14 protein-coding genes are annotated in these 19,600 nt (G+C 73.3%); 11 read left to right on the top strand and 3 right to left on the bottom strand.

Annotated elements, in window-relative coordinates; all coding sequences use genetic code 11:
• Window positions 1–14: 14 nt before the first annotated feature.
• The 7 genes from glf to GEV43_RS10735 are packed head-to-tail and all read left to right on the top strand — an operon-like array spanning window position 15 to window position 9,113.
• Window positions 15–1,193: a UDP-galactopyranose mutase gene (gene glf / locus GEV43_RS10760; protein ID WP_160820558.1), complete on the top strand. Its 1,179-nt coding sequence runs from the start codon at window positions 15–17 to the stop codon at window positions 1,191–1,193.
• Complete coding sequence (locus tag GEV43_RS10755) at window positions 1,190–3,361, top strand: glycosyltransferase (RefSeq protein WP_241682854.1); 2,172 nt, start codon at window positions 1,190–1,192, stop codon at window positions 3,359–3,361. The genes glf and GEV43_RS10755 overlap by 4 nt, the downstream gene beginning before the upstream one ends.
• The gene (locus GEV43_RS10750) at window positions 3,358–4,320 is read left to right on the top strand and encodes an ABC transporter permease (RefSeq protein ID WP_309239579.1); all 963 of its coding nucleotides are present in this window, start codon (window positions 3,358–3,360) and stop codon (window positions 4,318–4,320) included. Before GEV43_RS10755 ends, GEV43_RS10750 begins: the two co-directional genes overlap by 4 nt.
• 2 nt (window positions 4,321–4,322) lie before the next feature.
• On the top strand, window positions 4,323–5,141 hold the full coding sequence (locus GEV43_RS10745) for an ABC transporter ATP-binding protein (protein ID WP_160820557.1): 819 nt from the start codon (window positions 4,323–4,325) through the stop codon (window positions 5,139–5,141).
• Window positions 5,138–5,512, top strand: a complete 375-nt coding sequence (locus tag GEV43_RS10740; RefSeq protein WP_160820556.1) for an acyltransferase — start codon at window positions 5,138–5,140, stop codon at window positions 5,510–5,512. The genes GEV43_RS10745 and GEV43_RS10740 overlap by 4 nt, the downstream gene beginning before the upstream one ends.
• The gene (locus GEV43_RS55970; protein ID WP_375539039.1) at window positions 5,509–6,504 is read left to right on the top strand and encodes an acyltransferase family protein; all 996 of its coding nucleotides are present in this window, start codon (window positions 5,509–5,511) and stop codon (window positions 6,502–6,504) included. The genes GEV43_RS10740 and GEV43_RS55970 overlap by 4 nt, the downstream gene beginning before the upstream one ends.
• Entirely contained in the window at window positions 6,402–9,113 is a 2,712-nt protein-coding gene (locus GEV43_RS10735) for a sulfatase-like hydrolase/transferase (protein WP_375539038.1), read from the top strand. Before GEV43_RS55970 ends, GEV43_RS10735 begins: the two co-directional genes overlap by 103 nt.
• 33 nt (window positions 9,114–9,146) lie before the next feature.
• Here the strand turns inward: GEV43_RS10735 and GEV43_RS54765 are convergent, their stop codons facing one another.
• Both GEV43_RS54765 and GEV43_RS10725 read right to left on the bottom strand, forming a co-directional pair.
• Entirely contained in the window at window positions 9,147–10,817 is a 1,671-nt protein-coding gene (locus tag GEV43_RS54765; RefSeq protein ID WP_160820554.1) for an RICIN domain-containing protein, read from the bottom strand.
• Window positions 10,818–10,902: 85 nt separating this feature from the next.
• The gene (locus GEV43_RS10725; RefSeq protein WP_160820553.1) at window positions 10,903–12,036 is read right to left on the bottom strand and encodes an esterase family protein; all 1,134 of its coding nucleotides are present in this window, start codon (window positions 12,034–12,036) and stop codon (window positions 10,903–10,905) included.
• A 556-nt stretch (window positions 12,037–12,592) separates the two neighbouring features.
• Between GEV43_RS10725 and GEV43_RS10720 the strand changes: the two genes are divergently transcribed.
• The 3 genes from GEV43_RS10720 (at window position 12,593) to GEV43_RS49940 (ending at window position 17,956) form a co-directional block, all read left to right on the top strand.
• Window positions 12,593–14,581, top strand: a complete 1,989-nt coding sequence (locus GEV43_RS10720; RefSeq protein ID WP_160820552.1) for a hypothetical protein — start codon at window positions 12,593–12,595, stop codon at window positions 14,579–14,581.
• A 455-nt stretch (window positions 14,582–15,036) separates the two neighbouring features.
• Window positions 15,037–16,905, top strand: coding sequence for a helicase HerA-like domain-containing protein (locus tag GEV43_RS54760; RefSeq protein ID WP_309239577.1), 1,869 nt, complete (start codon window positions 15,037–15,039; stop codon window positions 16,903–16,905).
• Window positions 16,906–17,125: 220 nt separating this feature from the next.
• The gene (locus GEV43_RS49940; protein WP_241682853.1) at window positions 17,126–17,956 is read left to right on the top strand and encodes a hypothetical protein; all 831 of its coding nucleotides are present in this window, start codon (window positions 17,126–17,128) and stop codon (window positions 17,954–17,956) included.
• An 8-nt stretch (window positions 17,957–17,964) separates the two neighbouring features.
• Here GEV43_RS49940 and GEV43_RS10710 read toward each other — a convergent pair whose 3' ends face one another.
• Window positions 17,965–18,507 carry a hypothetical protein gene (locus GEV43_RS10710; RefSeq protein WP_160820551.1) on the bottom strand — a complete coding sequence of 181 codons (543 nt, stop codon included), beginning with the start codon at window positions 18,505–18,507 and terminating at the stop codon, window positions 17,965–17,967.
• Between the two features lie 326 nt (window positions 18,508–18,833).
• Between GEV43_RS10710 and GEV43_RS10705 the strand changes: the two genes are divergently transcribed.
• Window positions 18,834–19,022 carry a hypothetical protein gene (locus GEV43_RS10705; RefSeq protein ID WP_160820550.1) on the top strand — a complete coding sequence of 63 codons (189 nt, stop codon included), beginning with the start codon at window positions 18,834–18,836 and terminating at the stop codon, window positions 19,020–19,022.
• Window positions 19,023–19,600 lie beyond the last annotated feature (578 nt).

The following is a 19,600-nucleotide window of genomic DNA, read 5'->3' as shown; positions in this document are numbered from 1 at the left end:
AGGCGGAAGTCACCGTGAACGTCGATCTCGTTGTCGCAGGCTCCGGCTTCTTCGGCCTGACCGTCGCCGAGCGGTGCGCCGCCGAACTCGGCCTGCGCGTGCTGGTCCTGGAACGCCGGAACCACATCGGAGGCAACGCCTACAGCGAGGCCGAGCCCGAGACCGGGATCGAGATCCACCGGTACGGGGCGCACCTGTTCCACACCTCCAACGAGCGGGTGTGGGAGTACGCCCAGCGGTTCACCGCGTTCACCGGCTACCAGCACCGCGTGTACTCGACGTTCAAGGGCCGGGTCTACTCCCTGCCGATCAACCTCGGGACGATCTGCGAGTACTTCGGCCGCGCGTTCACCCCGGACGAGGCGCGCGCCCTGGTCGCCGAGCAGGCCGCCGAGGTCGCCGGGCGCGAGCCCCGCGACCTGGAGGAGAAGGCGGTCTCGCTGATCGGGCGGCCGCTGTACGAGGCGTTCATCCGGGGCTACACGGCCAAGCAGTGGCAGACCGACCCGCGCGACCTGCCGCCGGAGATCATCACGCGGCTGCCGGTGCGGTACACCTTCGACAACCGCTACTTCAACGACACCCACGAGGGCCTGCCCGTCGACGGCTACACCGCGTGGCTGGAGCGGATGGCCGACCACCCGAACATCGAGGTCAGGCTGGAGACCGACTTCTTCGACCTGCGCGACGAGGTCGTCGGACGCGTCCCGACCGTCTACACCGGCCCGCTCGACCGCTACTTCGGCTTCGCCGAGGGCGAGCTCGGCTGGCGCACCCTGGACTTCGAGCTGGAGGTCAAGCCGACCGGCGACTTCCAGGGCACCCCCGTGATGAACTACGCCGACGAGGACGTGCCGTACACCCGGATCCACGAGTTCCGGCACTTCCACCCCGAGCGCTCCCACTACCCGGCCGACCGGACCGTGATCATGCGGGAGTTCTCCCGCTTCGCCGACCGCGGCGACGAGCCGTACTACCCGATCAACACCCCCGAGGACCGCGACCGGCTGCTGCGCTACCGCGCGATGGCCCGCGGCGAGGACGGCGTGCTGTTCGGCGGGCGCCTCGGCACCTACAAGTACCTCGACATGCACATGGCCATCGCGAGCGCGCTGTCCATGGTCGACAACCGGCTGCGGCCCCACTTCACCGAGGGAAGACCGCTGACCAGCGGAGGAATGGACGTCGAATGACCGACACCACCGGGCAGACGCTCATCGGGCAGACGGCCGCCGGCGCGCCGACCGCGCCCCCGGCGGACGGCGCCCTGGCCGGGGAGCCCTCGGCCGCCGCGACGACCGACGACCACAACGAGCACGCCCCGGCGGGCGACGGCCCGGCCGAGGACGCGGCGGGCGACCCGCGCGGCGGGAGCGGCGGCGACGGGCTGCGCGTGCTGCACCGCGTCGTGATGCCCGCCGAACGCGACTTCGACGTGCTGAAGCTCTACGTGGACGGCAACGCGGTGTTCGGCCGCCGCACCGCGGACCTGGACAGCGCGGGCGCGCGGGTGTCGGCCGAGCAGGACCCCGCCGCCGCGCTCACCGGCTACCGGCCGGCCTCCAAGGAGGACAGCGCCGAGATCATCGGCCGCCGCAGCATCGTGGTCCCCTCCGGGGCTCGGGTGTCGTTCTGCAGCTACTTCAACGCCTTCCCCGCCGGCTACTGGCGCCGCTGGAGCACGGTCGAGGACGTCACGCTGCGGCTGCGGGTGCGCGGCGAGGCGACCGTGCTGATCTACCGTTCCACCGGCAAGGGCCACCTGGAGCGGATCAAGTCGCTGCACATCGACTCCGAGACCCCCGTCGAGGAGACCGTCGAGCTGCCGCTCGCGCCGTTCATCGACGGCGGCTGGTACTGGTTCGACCTCATCGCCGACGGCCGCACCGCCGTGCTCGACAGCGCCGACTGGTGCGCCGAGACCGACCGCACCGTCCCCGGCACTGCGACGATCGGCATCACCACGTTCAACCGGCCGAAGTTCTGCGTCGAGCAGCTCACCGCGCTGTCCGCGGCGGGGGACGTCCTGGACGTCGTGGACCAGATCGTGGTCGTGGACCAGGGCACCGACCGGGTCGAGGACCACCCCGACTTCGCCGCCGCCGCCGAGGCCCTCGGCGACCGGCTGCGCGTCATCGACCAGGCCAACCTCGGCGGTTCCGGCGGGTTCGCGCGGGCCATGCACGAGACCATCGAGGCGGGCAGCAGCACCTATGCGCTGCTGCTGGACGACGACGTGATCCTGGAGCCCGAGGGCATCCTGCGGACGGTCACGTTCGCCGACCTCGCCCGCGGGCCGATGATCGTCGGCGGGCACATGCTCGACCTGTACAACCGGTCGGTCCTGCACGTGTTCGGCGAGACGGTCGCCCGGTACCGGTGGTGGATGGTGCCCGCCGCGCACACCGAGCTGTCGCACGACCTCGCTGCCGCGCCGCTGCGCAGCACGCCCTGGCTGCACCGCCGCGCGGACGTCGAGTACAACGCCTGGTGGATGTGCCTGATCCCGGTGGAGGTCATCCGCAAGATCGGCCTGTCGCTGCCGTTCTTCATCAAGTGGGACGACATCGAGTACGGCCTGCGCGCCAAGGCCGCCGGGGTGCCGACCGTGTCGCTGCCGGGCGCGGCGGTCTGGCACGTCCCGTGGCACTCCAAGGACGTCATGACCGACTGGCAGGCGTACTTCACCGAGCGCAACCGCGTGATCACGGCCCTGCTGTACTCGCCGTACGAGCGGGGCGGGAACATGCTCAAGGAGAGCCTGTTCATCACCATCAAGCACGCGCTCGCGATGCAGTACTCCACCGCCGAGCTGATGCTGATGGCGATCGAGGACGCGCTCAAGGGCCCCGAGGACCTGCACCCGTCGATCATCACCAAGATGGGCGAGCTGCGGGACCTGCGCTCCTCGTTCGTGGACGCGCAGGCCAAGGCGGACCTGGACGAGTTCCCGGAGGTGCGGCGCCGCAAGCCGCCGCGCAAGGGCCGCGACGTCGTCGCGCCGAAGAACCGCCGCGCGATGTTCCAGACCGCGCTGCTCGGCGCGGCCCGCCAGATCAAGCCGGTCGGCCCGTACCCGAAGAACCACCCCGAGGCGGTCGTCCCGCACGTCGACCAGACGTGGTGGCTGCTCACCAAGTTCAACAGCGCGCTCGTGTCGTCCGCCGACGGGACGAAGGTCTCCTGGTACCAGCGCGACCCGCAGCGGTTCTGGTCGCTGATCCGCCGCGCGTCCGCGCTGCACGCCCGCCTCGGCAAGGACTGGGCCGAGCTGAGCGAGCGCTACAAGGCCGCGCTGCCGTCCCTGACCTCCCAGGAGGAATGGACGCAGACCTTCGACAAGGCCGGAAAGCAGGCGTGACCACCGGCTCGGGGGAGCCGGCCGCCCGCGGGCCGGACGGGCGCGGCCGCGGCCCCGGCGTCCCGGTCGCGGGCGGCGGGCCGGCCACGGCCGTCGCCGGACTCGACCTGGACGACCCGGAGCTGGTCGAGCCGGGCCGGGGCGGCGGGCTCGGCGAGGTGTTCCGGCGCCGCTACCTGCTGCGCCTGATCGTGCGGCGGGAGCTGCGCGCCCGCTACCAGGGGTCGCTGCTCGGGCTCGGCTGGTCGTACGTGCGGCCCGCCGCGCACTTCGCGGTGTTCTTCTTCGTGGTCGGGGTGTTCCTCGGGATGAGCGACCGCGTCGCCCACTTCCCGATCTTCATGTTCTCCGGCCTGGTGCTGGTCTCGTTCTTCAACGAGACGCTGATCAACACCACCCACTCGGTGATCGGGAACGCGCCGCTGGTCCGCAAGGTGTACCTGCCGCGCGAGCTGTTCCCGGTGGCGTCGCTGCTGGTGTCGGGCGTGCACCTGCTGCCGGGCCTCGCGATCGTGCTGGGCGTGGCGCTCGCGTGGGGCTGGACGCCGTCCGCCCTCGCGATCGGGTCGGCGCTGCTCGGCTTCTCGCTCGTCGCGGTGCTCGGCATCGGCCTCGGGCTGCTCTGCTCGGCGCTGCACGTGTTCTACCGCGACACCGACAAGGTGGTGGACATCGCGACGCTGTTCGTCACCTGGTCGGTGCCGATGATCTACCCCTGGCACGTGGTGCGGGACACCGCGCCCGGCTGGGCCCTGGACCTGTACCTGGCCAACCCCCTCGCGGACGCGGTGCTGCTGTTCGAGCGCGCGTTCTGGTGGCCGACCACCGACCGCACGTTCGCGTTCCCGCCGCACCTCACCCGCGACGGGCTGGTCTCCCTCGCCCTCGCCGCGGTGCTGCTCGGCTTCGGGCAGTACGTGTTCGCGCGGCTCCAGCGCCGCTTCGCGGAGGAGCTGTGACGATGCCCGACGCCGTTCCGAAGGCGGCCGTCGTCGTGGACGCGGTGACCAAGCGCTTCACGCTGCGGCACGCCCGTTCGATCAAGAACATGACCGTGCGGGCCGTCCGCCGCGAGAAGCTGCGCGAACGGTTCGTCGCCCTGGAGGGCGTCTCGGCGGTGATCGGGGTCGGCGAGTCCGTCGCGCTGCTCGGCGTGAACGGCTCGGGCAAGAGCACCCTGCTGAAGATCATCTCCGGGGTGATGCCGCCCGACGGCGGCTCGGTCCGGGTCCGCGGCCGGGTCGCCGGGCTGATCGAGGTCGGCGCGGGCCTGCACCCCGACCTCACCGGCCGCGAGAACGTCTTCCTGAACGGCGCCATCCTCGGCATGGACCGCGAGGAGACGCTCCGCAAGTTCGACGCCATCGTGGAGTTCGCCGACATCGGCCGGTTCCTCGACCAGCCGGTCCGGTTCTACTCCTCCGGCATGTTCATGCGGCTCGCGTTCTCCATCGCGGTGCACACCGACCCGGACGTCTTCCTCATCGACGAGGTCCTCGCCGTCGGCGACCCGCTCTTCCGCGACAAGTGCATCCAGCGGCTCCGCGCCTACCGCGACAGCGGCCGGACGATGGTCATCGTGGCCCACGACGCCAAGCTGCTGCGGCAGATCTGCACGCGCGGCATCTTCCTGGAGAACGGCCGCGTCGTGTGGGACGGCGACATCGACACCGCGGCGGACCTGCTCATCCGCAAGCGCCAGGAACGCCGCCGCGCCGTCCAGGGCGGCCCCGGCCCCGTCCCGGCCCCTCCGCCCCGGTCCGCCGGGGCGCAGAGTTGACCGAGCCGCCGCGGCTGCGGGAGCTCGACCTGCTGCGGTTCGTCGCCGCGACGGCCGTCATGCTGCACCACTTCGTCGGCCGCATCGCGGGCTGGGGCGTGGACAACCACCACAACCTGCCGGTGCTCGCGCGCCTCACGCACTTCGGCGGCTTCGGCGTGGACCTGTTCTTCCTGATCAGCGGGTTCGTGATCCTGATGAGCGCGTGGGACCGCGGGGTCGGCGACTTCGCCGTCTCCCGGGTCGCGCGGATCTTCCCGGCGTACTGGTTCGCCGTGTCGCTCGCCCTGCTGCTGTTCTTCGCGTCCGGGCCTCGCTGTTCGAGGACGGCGGCGGGATCGGGCCGCTGCGGTCGTACCTGCCGAACATGACCATGCTCAACGTCGGGATCGGCGTGCCGCCCATGGAGGTCGTCTACTGGACGCTCTGGGCGGAGCTGCACTTCTACGCGCTCGCGGCCCTGCTGGTGTGGCGCGGCATCACCTACGACCGGTGCGTCGCGTTCATGGTGCTGTGGCTGCTGCTCGGCGTCTTCGCGCGCGAGGGGCGCGCCGGGCTGCTCAACGGGCTGCTGATGCCGGAATGGGCCCCGCTGTTCATCGCGGGCATGGGCTTCTACCTGGTCTACCGCTTCGGCCCCAACCTCGTCCTCGGGCTGGTCATCGCCGCGTGCTGGGCGCTGACCGTGTACTACCGGGTCACGATCGTCAACCGGGAGCTCGTCTGGCCGCAGGTCTGGGACGCCGTCGCCACGGGCGTCGTCACCTTCCTGTTCCTGCTCATGCTGATGGTCGCGACCGGCTCGCTCGGCATGGTGCGCCGGCGGGGCTTCACCGCCCTCGGCGCGCTGACCTACCCGCTCTACCTGATCCACGAGACGCTCGCCCGGGTCATGGTGGAACGGCTCGGTCCGCACCTTGGCAGGTGGCCGCTGCTCGCCGCGTGCTGCGCCGTGGCCCTCGGCGGCGCCCATCTGGTATACCGGTTCGTCGAACAGCCGGCGCAGCGATGGATGCGGCCGAGGCTGAGGGGGCGCTGGAGCAGATCCGGAACGGGGACGGGGCCCCGCCGGACCGTCCGGCGACGGCGCGGCGTCCCGCCGCGGGGCCGAGAGGCCGTTCCCGCTCCCACCGGAGGTACTCCGTTGACGGTTCCCCCGCCCCGCCGCCGAGCACGACACCGCCGCCGCCCCGCCTGCGTGAGCTGGACCTGCTGCGGTTCGTCGCGGCCGGCGCGGTCGTCCTGCACCACTTCGCGGGCGTGCGCAGCACCGTCTGGGCCGGCCGGGACGCGCAGAAGATCTTTCCCGAGCTCGCGCCCGTGGCGCACTTCGGCTACCTCGGCGTCGAGCTGTTCTTCCTGATCAGCGGGTTCGTGATCCTGATGAGCGCCTGGGGGCGGCGGCCCGGCGACTTCGCGGTGTCCCGCGTCGTGCGGATCTACCCCGCGTACTGGTTCAGCGTCCTGCTCGGCCTCGTGCTCTTCCTCACCACCGGCGCGGCCGTCCCGTACGGGCCCGACGACCCCGACCCGGTCGGACGCGTCCTGCCCAACCTGACCATGCTCCAGGAAGGCATCGGGGTGAAGCCGCTGGAGGTCGTCTACTGGACGCTCTGGGTGGAGCTGCACTTCTACGTGCTCGTCGCCCTGCTCGCCTGGCGGGGCATCACCTACAACCGCTGCGTGACGTTCATGGTCTCCTGGCTGCTGCTGGGCGCGTACGCGCACGAGGCGGGCAACGCGTTCCTGGAGAAGGCGCTCTTCCCGACGATGGCGCCGTACTTCATCGGCGGCATGGCGTTCTACCTGATCCACCGGTACGGCCCGAACCTCGTCCTCGGGCTGGTGATCGGGGCGTGCTGGGCGCTCGGCGTCCACTACGGCGTGCAGGGCATCAGCGGCCTCAACGCGTGGCCGGGCGTGCACGAGTGGGTGGTCCCGACCGTGGTCACCGCCCTCTACCTGATCATGGCGCTGGTCGCGACGCGGCGGCTGGCCTGGCTGAGCTGGCGCGGCTTCACCATCCTGGGCGCGCTCACCTACCCCCTCTACCTGCTGCACGAGATGGTGGCCCGCGCGATCGTCAAGCAGTTCTTCCCGCACCCGATCCTGGACCGGCTGACGATCCTGCCGGTCATCACGGTCGCCGTGCTGCTGGCCGCCTACCTCGTCCACAGGCTGGTGGAGGTCCCCCTCCAGGCGCTGATGCGCCCGAGGCTGAAGGCCGCGCTGGCGCAGATCCGCCGCGACGGCGCGCCCGCCTCCGCCCCGCGGCCGCTCCGCGGGCCGGTTCGGCGGCGCCCGCCGGGCACCAGGCCGCCGCGCCCGCGCCTTCTGCCGTGCGGCGGCCCGCGCCGGAGCGGGCGGAGGGGCTTGAGGGGACCCCGGGGGCCACGGTGCTCTAACCTGGTCGCGGTCGGTCCGGTTCGCTGCTCGACGTCCCGTTGGTCTGAAAGGTGTGTGATGCTCGGCGCTGAGCAGCGGCGATGGCTGGCCGCACTGGTCGCGGGCGTGCTGCTGCTCGCCGGCTGCGCCGAGACCGGAACGGGCGGGCGCGGCAAGGGCGGCGGGAAGAACGCCTCGGCGGCGCCGTCCGAGCGGGCCAAGAAGCCCAACATCGTCTACGTCCTGACCGACGACCTGTCGTGGGACCTCGTCGACTACATGCCGAACGTCAAGCGGCTCCAGCGGCGCGGGCTGACGTTCAGCAACTACTTCGTGGCCGACACGCTGTGCTGCCCCTCGCGCGCCACGATCCTCACGGGCAAGTACCCGCACAACACGGGCGTGCTCAGCAACGACCCCCCGTTCGGCGGGTTCGACGTCTTCAACGCCAAGGGCAACGAGCAGTCGACGTTCGCGGCGGCGCTCCAGAAGGCCGGCTACCGCACGGCGCTCATGGGCAAGTACCTGAACGGGTACGAGCCCACCAAGGCGCAGGGGTCGTCGCGCACGTACATCCCGCCGGGCTGGAGCGAGTGGCAGGTCACCGGCCTCGGGTACGCCAACTACAACTACAACCTCAACGGCAACGGCACCCTCACCCACTACGGCCGCAAACCGGGCGACTACCTCAACACCGTGCTCGGCGCCAAGGCGACGGACTTCGTCAACCGCAGCGCCGACTCGGGACAGCCGTTCCTGCTCCAGATGTCGACGTTCACGCCGCACGCGCCCGCGACGCCCGCGCCCGAGGACGGCCGGTCGTTCGCCAACGTCAGGGCGCCCCGCCCGCCGGGCTTCAACGAGCCCGACATCTCCGACAAGCCCGGATGGCTGCGCAAGTACCCGCGGCTGCGGCCCCGCCGGCTCAAGGAGATCGACGCCGCGTTCCGGCAGCGGGTACGGGCCGTGCAGTCGGTCGACAGGATGATCGGGCAGCTGGAGGCCGCCGTCAACGCGCGCGGGGCGGGCGCCGACACCTACTTCGTCTTCAACTCCGACAACGGCTACCACCTCGGGCAGCACCGGCTCCGCGAGGGGAAGCTCACCGCGTACGACACCGACATCAGGGTGCCGCTCGTGGTGGCCGGTCCGGGCGTCCCCGCGGGGAGGACCGAGGCGAGGTTCGCGCAGAACACCGACATCTGCCCCACGTTCCAGGAGCTCGCCGGGCTGAGGCCGCCGGACTCGGTGGACGGCAGGTCCCTGGTGCCGCTGCTGCACGGGCAGCAGGTGAACGGGTGGCGCTCCACGGCGTTCATCGAGCACCGCGGCCCCAACTACGCCCACGACGACCCCGACCTGCCGCGCAAGTACGGGGGCAACCCGCCGACGTACGAGGCCGTCCGCACGGCCGGCGAGCTGTACGTGGAGTACGAGAACGGCGACCGCGAGTACTACGACCTCGCCCGGGACCCGCACGAGCTGGGCAACATGTGGGGGCAGGCGCCCGCGTCCCGCAAGGCCGAGCTGCGGTCGGTGATCACCTCGTACCGGACGTGCGGCGGCCCGAACTGCCGCGACCTTTGATCGCCGCCTCCGGCGCCCCCGGGCCCCCTCGGGTCAGCGGGGCTCGAAGCGCCAGATCTGGTGGGCGCGCTGCGAGCAGGGGCCCTGGCGTACGACGGCGCCCGCCTTCTCCGCGCCGTCCGCGGCCTCCAGGCAGGACCCGTCGGCCTGCGCCGTGACGGCGTAGTGGTCTCCCGCGATCCGCTTCAGCGTCCAGCCGGGGCCGGGGCACGCGCCTCCCAGGCAGCGGCCGGTACGGGTGTTGCGCAGCCACTGCGCGCCGTCCCCGGTCGGCTTGATCGTCCAGCGCTGCCGCGGCCGGCGGTCGTCGCACGGGAGCTGCGTGAGGGCGTCGCCGGGGCCGGTCGCGTCCAGGCACAGGCCGCTCCTGACGTTGCGCACGCGGTACGGGCCGTCCTTCGGCGTTCCCGGGGCGGGCAGGAGCGGCGCCGTGCCCACGTACGCCCGGCAGCGGCCGTCCGCGCCGCGCTTGGTCGCGACCTCCAGCAGGCCCGACCCGTTCGCCAGGGGAAGCAGCGCCGAGCTGTAGTTGGAGCAGACGACCTCGTCGTGGTCGGGACGAGCGGAGAACGGGACGCGCACCGGGGCCGGCGCGTCGTACCAGCGGCCGGAGCCGTTCTCGGTGTTGACCAGCACCGTCGAGCCGCTCGCCGGGCGGGAGAGGTCGCCGCCGGGGTCCCGCAGCAGCCCGCCGACGAGCAGGACCCGGCCCTCCGGCGCGCCGCCGCCCGTCCACGCGATCGTGGGCGCGTGGTACAGGTACCGGCCGTCCGCGGTGCGGGCCGCGGTGCCGAAGGCGCGCGGATCGCCCCAGGAGACCCCGTCCGGCGACGCCCGGTAGTAGACCTTGCAGGCGTCCGACCCGGCGGGCCCGCACATCTCGTACGCCATGAGGTACGAGCCGTTCGGCAGCCGCCGCACCACGGGCATCCCCGGCCGGTCGTGGCGGCCGGGCGCGACGAGGACCTGCTTCGGCCCCCAGGTCGCGCCGCCGTCCGCCGACGCGACCCGCGCGATCACCTGGTCGTGGCCCGGGTCGGTCTCGTCGGAGAAGTAGCAGGCGAGCCGCCCCTGGGCGTCCAGGCTCAGCTCGGGCTCCCAGAGGCCGCGGTTCCACGGCGTTCCATCGGGGCCGGCGGCGCAGCTCGACAGGTAGCTCCACGACCGGCCGCCGTCGGTGCTGCGCCAGACCCGGAGCTCCGGGCGGCGCTGGGGCGCGCGGTTCTTCATTCCCGCCGTGCCCGCCCACAGCAGCGTTCCGGCGGGCTGCGAACCGAGTTGCCGGGGGAGTTCGATCAGGCTTCCGCAGCAGGCCCCGCGCCCTTCCGCCGCGGCCGGATCCCGGATGTCCGAGAGCGGGCGGAACGTGCGGCCCTCGTCCGAACTCTCGTAGAACCGCGCCATGTCCGTGACGCCGCTCCCGGACGACGACGTGGACACGCTGAGAACGATGCGCCCGTCCCGTACGCGGATCGCCCTCGGATACATCGCCGTACGGTCCTCCAGCAGCCGTTCGGGCGATGCGGTGAAAGGCGCCGTAGCCCCTTGCGGTCGCGCGTCCGGTCGCGCGGTGGTGGCCGTGCCCCGCTCGGTCCGCGCCTTCCGCGGCGGATCGCCGCCGCATCCGGCGACCGCGAGCAGTACGAGCGCGAGGACCAGGGCGAGGGCGCGTGCCGTCCCCGTTGCCGAGGCGGTCCGACCCACCGTGGCGGCCGGACGACCGGGGCGCGGACGCGGGCGCGTCGCGGCGTTCCGCGCGTGGGTCGGCTCGTTCATCGGAGGGGAGCGATCAGACGGTCAGGCCGCGGCTCATCCAGCGCAGAACCTGCGGAAGGACGCGGTTCCAGGTCTGGAAGTTGTGGCCGCCCTCGTCGAGCATCAGGGACGAGGCGCGCATCGGGGGCTTGACGAGGGAGAGGAACCGTTCGGTGCCCTCCTTGTTCTTCTCGCCGACGCGGCTGGTGGTGACGAGCACCGAGACGGGAGGCGGGGGCAGGTGTTCGAGCCGCCAGAACAGGTCGTTCTCGTTGCGGACCGTCTGGCTCCCGCCGTAGAGGTCGCCGGTCGTGATGTCCTTCAGCGCGCCGTAGTAGCCGGACAGGGAGGCGGCGGCGGCGAACACGTCCGAATGGCGCATGGCGAGCTTGAGGGAGCAGTAGCCGCCGGTGGACAGCCCGAACACGCCCCAGCTCTTGCGCGCGTCAGGGACGCGGTAGGCGCCGCGGACGGCCTCGGGCAGGTCCTGCGTGAAGAACGTGGCCGTCTGGGCGCCGCCGGGCACGTCGGCGCACTCGGTGTCGCGGCCGGGGATCATCGACGGCCGCAGCAGGACGTAGATCGTCGGCTGGACCCGTCCGGCCTTGATCTCGTCGCGGGCGGTCTGCGGGACCTTCACCTGGGTGACGAGGTTGCGCAGCGCGCCCGGGTAGCCGCTGAGGCCGATCGCGACGGGGAAGCGGCGCTTGTCGGCGCCCGGCTGGAAGTACTGCGGCGGCAGGTAGACGTACGCGCGGGCGTGCAGTCCCGACCGGACGCCGCGGACGTCGACGGTGTCGAGCCGTCCGTCCGCCTGCTCGGAGCCGCCGACCGACACCTCCGGCTTGCGCTTGATGAGCTTGGAGGCGACCGCCGCGCCGCCCTGCCCCTGCCGCTGGACCAGCTTGCCGTCGCCGCCCCCGCCGCCGCCCGCGCCGCCCGCGCGCGCCAGCTCGGTCCAGCTCTCGTAGAAGCCGAAGTCGCGGTTGATCGCGACGAGGACGGTCAGCGTGATCAGCACCTGGCAGACCGCGAGCGCCCCGAGCCGGGCCGCGACCGGGCCGATCCCGGACCCGGCGAGGCGGCGCCAGCCCCAGGTCAGACCGGTCACGAGGGCCAGCACGGCCACGATCAGCAGGCACAGCAGAGGCCGGCCGGTCAGTGACACACGGGCTCCTCAGCGTGCTCGACGTTTCCGTGGACATCGGACATTACCGGTCTCGCCCGCCTTGTGGCGCCGTCGCAGGCCGGTTTCCGGCATGCCCCGAAACCGCGCCGGCGAGGCCGGTCGGGTGCCGCGGGCCGCCGGTCGGGCCGGAGACCGGGTGGCCGGATGTGGCCAGCTTCGGGGAGGTGGCCTGTCCGATCTTTCCCGCAGGTGAACCTGGTGACCGAATTGGAGTGCCAAGTCGGTCATCAGGATTCGTGTTCGGTTGAACGTGGCGCGTGCAGCGGGGAACCTCTTTACTCTGTGCGGTGTAAGAAACCCACCCAACCACCCCTACCCCCAGGCGTTTCTCACCATCCCGCAACTCCCAGGGGTCTCTCGACGTGACGGACATGGCGAGCGGGTCCGCGATGGCGCGGTTCACTCAGGCGGACCGCGTCTATGTGGGCTGGCGCTACGCGCAGGTGCACCCCGACCCGGGGCCGCCCCCACCCGCCCCGCCGCGGCCGGCCGGGCCGGCGCCGCGGGCGTCCCCGCGCGGCGTCCCGGCGAGCACATGGCCGCGCGGCCGCTGCGCATCGCCGCCGGCGGCACGGGCGTCGGCGTCCTGCTCTTCCTCGGCTGCGGAGTCGCGGGCGTGCTGCCCTGGGCGTTCGCGCTGGTCGCGCTGCTGGCGTGCGTGCTCGTCCTCGGCATCACCGGCCGCTCGCTCTGGCAGGACGAACGGGCCGTCCGGGCGCGGATCGCGGAGGAGCTGGCCCGCGGCGAGCGCGAGGAGGCCGCCCGCGACCGCGAGCTGCGAGCCGCGCAGCGGGCCCACGAGGACGCCTACCGCGACTGGGAGCGCCGCCACCGCGAGTACGAGGACCAGCGCGAGTGGTACCCCGTCGCCGTCCCGCCCGGCGTCGACCGGGTGGACGTCGTCGGCGGCACGCTCGCCGGATGGTCGGCCGCCGTGACGACGATGGGCGCGGCGCGCCTCGCGGTCGGCGCGCGCCTCACGGTCATCGACCTGTCCGAGGGCGCGGTCGCGCACGACCTGCTGCGGCTCGCCGCCGACCGCGGCGACGACCCGCTGGTCTGGGTGCTGCCCGCCGACCTGCCCCGGCTGGACGCGACCCGCGGCCTCGGGCCCGAGGCCCTCGCCGACGTCCTGTCGCTGGTCGTCAGCGCGGGCGAGGAGCAGGGCAGCACCCGCGACCTGTCGTTCGACAACTCGATCCTCGAACGGATCATCGAGGTGCTCGGCCCGGACGCGACCGTCCCGCGCATCACCGCGGCGCTGCGGGTGCTCGCCCAGGTCGGCGACCCCCGCGACGACCTGCGCAAGGGCCTGCTCACCGACGAGCAGCTCGAACGCGTCGCGACCCTCTTCGGCCGCGACGCCACCGACCGGATCGTCGTGCGCCGCGCGTGGGCGCTGGAGGCGCAGCTCCGCAAGCTGGAGAAGCTCGCCGCCGAGTCCGTCCACCTGCCGCCGTCCCGGCTGCACGTGGTGTCGATGGACCGGCGCGCGGGCGTGCTCACCAACCGCGTCCTCGGCACGTACGTCGCGACCGCGCTCACGCACCGGATCCGCGAGGCGCCGCCCGGGGGCCGCTGGGACCACACGCTATTCCTGTGCGGCGCGGAGAAGCTGCGCGGCGACGTCCTGGACCGCCTCATCGACGCGTGCGAGGCCACCGGCACCGGCCTGGTGCTGATGTACCGGTCGATCCCGCAGCACGTGCGCGAGCGGCTCGGCCGCCGCGGGCACGCCGCCGTCGGGTTCATGCGGCTCGGCAACCCCGAGGACGCCCGCGTCGCCGCCGAGCACATCGGCACCGACCAGCCCCTCCTCGTCGCCGAGATCACCGACTCGGCAGGGGAGACCCTCTTCGACGTCGCGGGCGAGAGCTACGCGAGCACGGTCGCCTACGCGCGCGTGCGGGGGGACGGCCTCACCGATCCCGCCTGGTCGCCCCTCCCGGCGCCCGCCGCCGACGACACCGCGCTCGTCGAGGGCATCAGCTCCGCCACCGCGTGGGGCCGTACGGTCTCGTCCGTGCATCTCGCCGCGCATCCGGGCAAGCAGCGCTACCGCGAACTGCTCATCGAACCGCCCCAGCTCCAGGAACTCCCCCGACCGCGATGGTCTTCACCCACGCGGGCGCGACCGGCCGCCGCATCCTCCTCGTGGACGCCAACCCGGGCATCATCACCCTGCCCACCGCCCACTCGATGGAGTTCGAGGAGTACCTCCGCGAACAGGAGCTCCTGGCCAAGGTGGAACGCGACACCCCACCCGACGAGCCCCCGCCGTCCCCGCCCCACCCCCGAGCCCCACCGCACGAGGAACCCCGGGCGCACGACGAACCCCGGGCGCACGACGAACCCCGGACGCGGGACGAGCCCCAGACGCGTGCTCGTCACGCGCTGCCGCGGGGAGCGTCCGCTCCGCGCGGGTCGCGCATCGTTCCGCCGCGCAGGCCCAACGGCAAGCACGCCGCCGACCCGCCCTCCTGAGCCCCTCCGGCGACGACCGGGGGCGGCGGTGGCGTGGTGACGGCGCGCGGGAAAGGATGCATGCGTGACCTCGCCCCCGGGTGCGCCGCCCCCACCGGACCGCCGTCCCCCAACCGTCCCCCGAGCGCCTGGGGCACCCCGCAGAACCCGCCTGCGGACGAGTCAGAGGACCGTCCCACCCCGCCGTCCCAGGAAACGCGGCCGGGTGTGGCGTTCACGCCTCCGGGCGCTTGGGGAGCCCCTGAGACGTCCGACGGATGGCGTCCCGCGCAGCAGAATCCAGCGGGAGGCTGGGGAACGCCAGGACAGGCCCAAGGCACGCAAGGGAACGAGTCGCCCGGCGCCTGGGGGAGCGGAGGCCAGGCCGGAATTCCGGGCGCGCCCCCGCCGAGCATGCGGCCCGCAGCGGACGTGCCGTCCGTGCTCCCCGGACCCTGGTACCGGATCCAGGCGATTCCCGCGCCGCAGCGCGCGGCGAGCGCGGAATGGGATTTCGTGAGCGTTCTCCCGGCGGCGCTGTCGGCCGCGCGCCGCGGGGAACCGTTCGTCGTGGGCTGGCTGTCGCGCGGTGGCGGCGCGCCCCTGGAACTCGTCACGAACGCGGGCCCGATCGGCGCCGAGACGCGTCCGCTGGGCGGCGGCCTGGAGGACGGCGAGGCGCACGGCCTGCTGTTCCCGAGCGGCGCCCGCGGCGTGCCCGTCGCCGACGACTGGCTGGCCCAGGCCGAACGGATGGTGTGGACCCGCTGCCCCGGCCGCCTCGCCCCGCAGGTCGCGCGCGGCGACGCGGGCGCCAGCCTGTTCGAGGCGACGCTGTCGACGCTGATGGAACGGCCGTTCGGCTGGTTCGTGGTCGCCGACCCGTGCGACGAGCGGCTCATCGACACCGAGATGCGCGAGCTGCACCACGAGCTGCGGATGCTGCGCCGCGGCGAGGACGAGCAGGCCCGGCTCGCGGTGGCGCGCGCCGACCAGCGGCTCTCGGAGCTGGACGCGTTCCGCGAGGCCGGGCTGTGGGACGTGCGCGTCCTCGCGGGCGCGGCGACGCAGGCCGAGCTCGGGCAGATCGCGCCCGTCCTGGTCGGCTCGATGGAGCTCGGGCACCACCCGTACCGGCTGCGGTCCGGGCACGGCAGCGGCCCGTTCAGCGAGATGCTCCGGCCGCCGACCGCGCCCGCGCCGCTGCGCCCGATGGCCGAGTCCGAGCAGCGCTACCCGTTCACCGCGACGGCGGGCGCGCTCGCGGCCCTCGCCGGCCTGCCGCGCCGCGAGGTCCCGGGCCTGCGCGTGCTGGACGCGGGCTACTTCGACGTCACCTCCGAGACCGACGGCGCGGTCGCCGCCCTCCCGCCCGGCGGCGCGCACCCGAGAGGCGGCGCCGCCGCGGACGGGCGGATCGAGCTGGGCGCGATCCTGGACGGGCAGGACAGGCGCGTCGGCCGGTTCACCATCCCGCGCTCGACGATCAACCGGCACGTCTTCGTGACCGGGGCGACCGGGTCGGGCAAGTCGCAGACCGTCCGGCACCTGCTCGAACAGCTCACCCGCGCCGGCATCCCCTGGCTCGCGATCGAGCCCGCCAAGTCGGAGTACGCGGCGATGGCCGGACGCATCGAGGACCTCGGCGGGCCCGTCACGGTCGTCAACCCGTCCGACCCCGCGTCGGTGCCGCTGTCGGTCAACCCCCTCGCGCCCGAGCCCGGCTACCCCGTGCAGGCGCACATCGACATGGTGCGGGCGCTGTTCCAGGCCGCGTTCGACGCCGAGGAGCCGTTCCCGCAGATCATGGCGCAGGCGCTCCAGCGGGTCTACGAGACCAACGGCTGGGACGTGGTGACCGGCGCGGGCGTCCCCGGCTCGCTGATCGAGCCCGCCGTCCCGACCCTCGAACAGCTCCAGAACGCCGCGCTCCAGGTCATCGGCGACGTCGGGTACGGCCGCGAGCTGATGGCCGACGTGCAGGGCTTCGTGGACGTGCGGCTGCGCTCGCTGCGGATCGGCTCGGCCGGACGGTTCTTCGAGGGCGGCCACCCGGCCGACATCGGCGGCATGCTGCGCGACAACATCGTCCTCGCCATCGAGGACGTCGCGAACGACGAGGACAAGGCGTTCCTCATGGGCACGCTCATCATCCGCATCGTCGAGCACCTGCGGATGCGGTCGCGCGCCGCCGGGCCGAACGACCCCGGCCTCCGGCACGTCATCGTGATCGAGGAGGCGCACCGGCTGCTGCGCAACCGCGGCCCGAGCGCACCAGCTCCCACGCCGTCGAGCTGTTCGCGGGGATGCTCGCCGAGATCCGCGCGTACGGCGAGGGCATCGTCGTCGCCGAGCAGATCCCGACCAAGCTCGTCCCGGACGTGATCAAGAACACGGCGCTGAAGGTCGTGCACCGCCTGCCCGCGTTCGACGACCGCCACCAGGTCGGCGCCGCGATGAACCTCGACGAGGACCAGTCCCGCGAGGTCGTCTCGCTCCGTCCCGGCGTCGCCGCCGTCTTCGCGGACGGCATGGACCGCCCCTGCGCGTCCGCGTCCCGCTCGGCGAGGGCCGCGAGGCCGTCCTACCGGGCCCGCCCCCGCCGGTGGACGGCCGCCGCTCAGCCGCGTGCGGCTGCGAGTGCCGTTCGGGACGGGCCTGCACCCTCTACGAGCTGCGCGAGGCCGACCTCGTCGCCGGGCACCCCGACTGGGCGTGGCTGCGCCTGTGGGCCGACACCCTCGTCCTCGCGCACGTCGCCAACCGCCCCCTGCCCGCCGTACCGCCCGAACTGGCCCGCGCCTGGTCGCGCCTCACCCCGCGCCTGCGCGAGTGCAGCCTCGCCACCGTCCTCGAACGGTCGGTCACGCGGCGCTCCTGGGCCCTGCGCACGGCCTACCCGCCGTCCGAACTCACCGCGAGAGCCGCCGAGGTCGCCCAGAACCTCCTCGACGCCGCCGCGCGCAACCCGGCGTCCCCGCGGGAACCCGGCGCCCGGCCCGGCGCCGCGTGGGTCATCCCGCAGGTGCGGTGGCTGCACGAACTCGACCGCCTCTTCCCGTACGGCGCGGGCGCCCCCGACAAGCACGAGCCCGCCCCGCCGCTCGACTACCAGCTACCCGGTCTGAAGCAGCCGCCCGAGCCGCGCCTCGGCCACCGCTTGCGCGCCCTGCGCCGCCACCCGCTGTCGATGGAGCTCGACCGCAACCGCCCGCTCGCCCTCACGGCCCTCGCCGGCGACGACGACCACGACGCGTTCTACCGCGACCTCGCGGTCGTCGCGATCGGCATCGACGAACCCGACCAGCTCGCCCACATCGCCGACACCATGCGCGTCGAGTCCTGGCTCGAACCGGTGCTGAGCTGGCCGGACCGCTTCATCGCCCCGTTCGGCGACCCGTCCTCCGGCCCGCCGTTCCCCGCCCCGGAGGGCTGACCGCGCGGTCAGATGGTGTCGGAGGAACGGCTCGGCAGCCCGGCCTTCTCCGCGACCGGCCTCCAGTAGCGGACGAACTCGTTCTTGGCGTCGCTCGCCCGCTGGTTGACGTCGGCCACGTCATCGTCCGACGGGCAGCCGGGCGCCGCGTCCAGGTACCGCTGGTTGGACTCCACCGACGCCTGGAGCGCCCTGACCAGCGCGTCCTTGAGTTCGGTCCCGCTGTCGAGCGCGCCGACGTCCAGTGCCCGCGCCTTGCTCAACTGCTCCTGCCGCCGGTCGCGGATCCGTTCGAGCCCGTCCGTCCGGCACCCGTCCGTCACCACCGTGCCGAGGTCCGAACGCGTCGTCGTCATGTCCGACAGCAGCGCGTCCACCTCCCTGGCCTGCTGCGTGAGCTCGGCCCCGCTGCTCGCCACGGTCGGCGACTCGCTCGCCGTCTCCACCGGACTCTCCTGCGGCGTCGCCGACGTACCCGCGGTGTTGGCCGTCTTCCCGGACCCGCCCGGCCAGAACACGATCCCGAGCGCCACGCCCGCCAGCACGATCACCCCCGCGACGACCAGCAGGTAGGGCCGCCTGCGCTTCTTCGCGGGAGGCGGCGGCTGCCAGATCGCGGGCTCGTCCCACGGCTCCTGGGACAGCGAGGTGGTCGTCTCCCCGGGCGCCGGACCACCCGGCCCCGGAGCGGGCGGAATCGCCCACCCGGGAGGCAGCTCAACGGGCCCGGACCCGCCTCCGTAGAGATCACGCCCGCCCCGCCCCGCACCCCCCTGCTCATGCGAGTAAGGATCAGCCTCAGCCCACCCCGCCGGCCCACCCCAGCCCCCGCCGGGAACCTCCTCGCCCCCTGCTCCCGCCCATAAGCCTGAGTCCAATGCAACCCCCCACCCGCCGCCGTCCCACCTGCGGCACCCCCAAACTGCCCACCCGACTCACCCGCCGCCAGCCCACCTGGCACACCACCGGCCAGCCCACCTGCGGCACCACCGGCCTGCCCACCCGGCGCGCCCTCGGCCAGCCCGCCGGGCGTACCCCCAGCCAGCCCACCGGCCGGCCCGCCTAGCTCGCCCCCCGTTGGCCCACCCGACTGCCCCCCGGCCTGCTCCTTCCTGAACCACCCGTCCCCAGCCGCCTCACCCGACGACTCACCACCACCCACGGCTCCTCCGTACCCCTCGCCCTGCGACGCCCCGACCGCCCCGCCTCCCTGCTGCTCACTCCCATACGCCTGCGTCCACCGCAGCCCACCCACGTCACCACCAACATCCGGCCCCGCCCCTTCCGAACCCCCAACGCCCCCAAAAACACCACCCACAGCCGCCCCGCCGTACGACTCCCCAGCCCGTTCCGCATCGTCAGGCAGTCGCCCCGTGTAAGGAGCGCTCTCGGCGCGCGTCGCCTCGTCTCGCCCGCCGCCTACCGATCCGCCCGCGTACGGCTCGCCGCCGGGCTGCCCAGCACCGCCCGGCTGCCCACTCGCGTACGGCCCGCTTCCACCCTGCGCCGTTCCGCCGCCAATCGCGCCGCCGCCCTGTCCACCCGCGTACGGCTGCTCCTGCTCGGTACGCGCCGCCTCCCCAGACGGCCCGCCCGAGTACGGTCCACTGCCGGCCCGTTCCGCGTTGGGAGGCTGCGGCCTGG

The organism is Actinomadura sp. J1-007 (assembly GCF_009793335.1).
In the GTDB taxonomy this organism is placed as follows: domain Bacteria; phylum Actinomycetota; class Actinomycetes; order Streptosporangiales; family Streptosporangiaceae; genus Spirillospora; species Spirillospora yumaensis.
The sequence above is the reverse complement of the archived record's forward strand: the minus strand, read 5'-3'. Positions and strand labels throughout refer to the sequence as shown.

What these genes read in the sequence shown, in the direction of transcription:
- GEV43_RS10755 (WP_241682854.1), top strand. Translation starts at nt 1,190, where the DNA reads ATGACCGACACCACCGGGCAGACGCTCATCGGGCAGACGGCCGCCGGC.
- GEV43_RS10745 (WP_160820557.1), top strand. Translation starts at nt 4,323, where the DNA reads ATGCCCGACGCCGTTCCGAAGGCGGCCGTCGTCGTGGACGCGGTGACC.
- GEV43_RS55970 (WP_375539039.1), top strand. Translation starts at nt 5,509, where the DNA reads ATGACCATGCTCAACGTCGGGATCGGCGTGCCGCCCATGGAGGTCGTC.
- GEV43_RS10720 (WP_160820552.1), top strand. Translation starts at nt 12,593, where the DNA reads ATGGCCGCGCGGCCGCTGCGCATCGCCGCCGGCGGCACGGGCGTCGGC.
- GEV43_RS10705 (WP_160820550.1), top strand. Translation starts at nt 18,834, where the DNA reads ATGCAACCCCCCACCCGCCGCCGTCCCACCTGCGGCACCCCCAAACTG.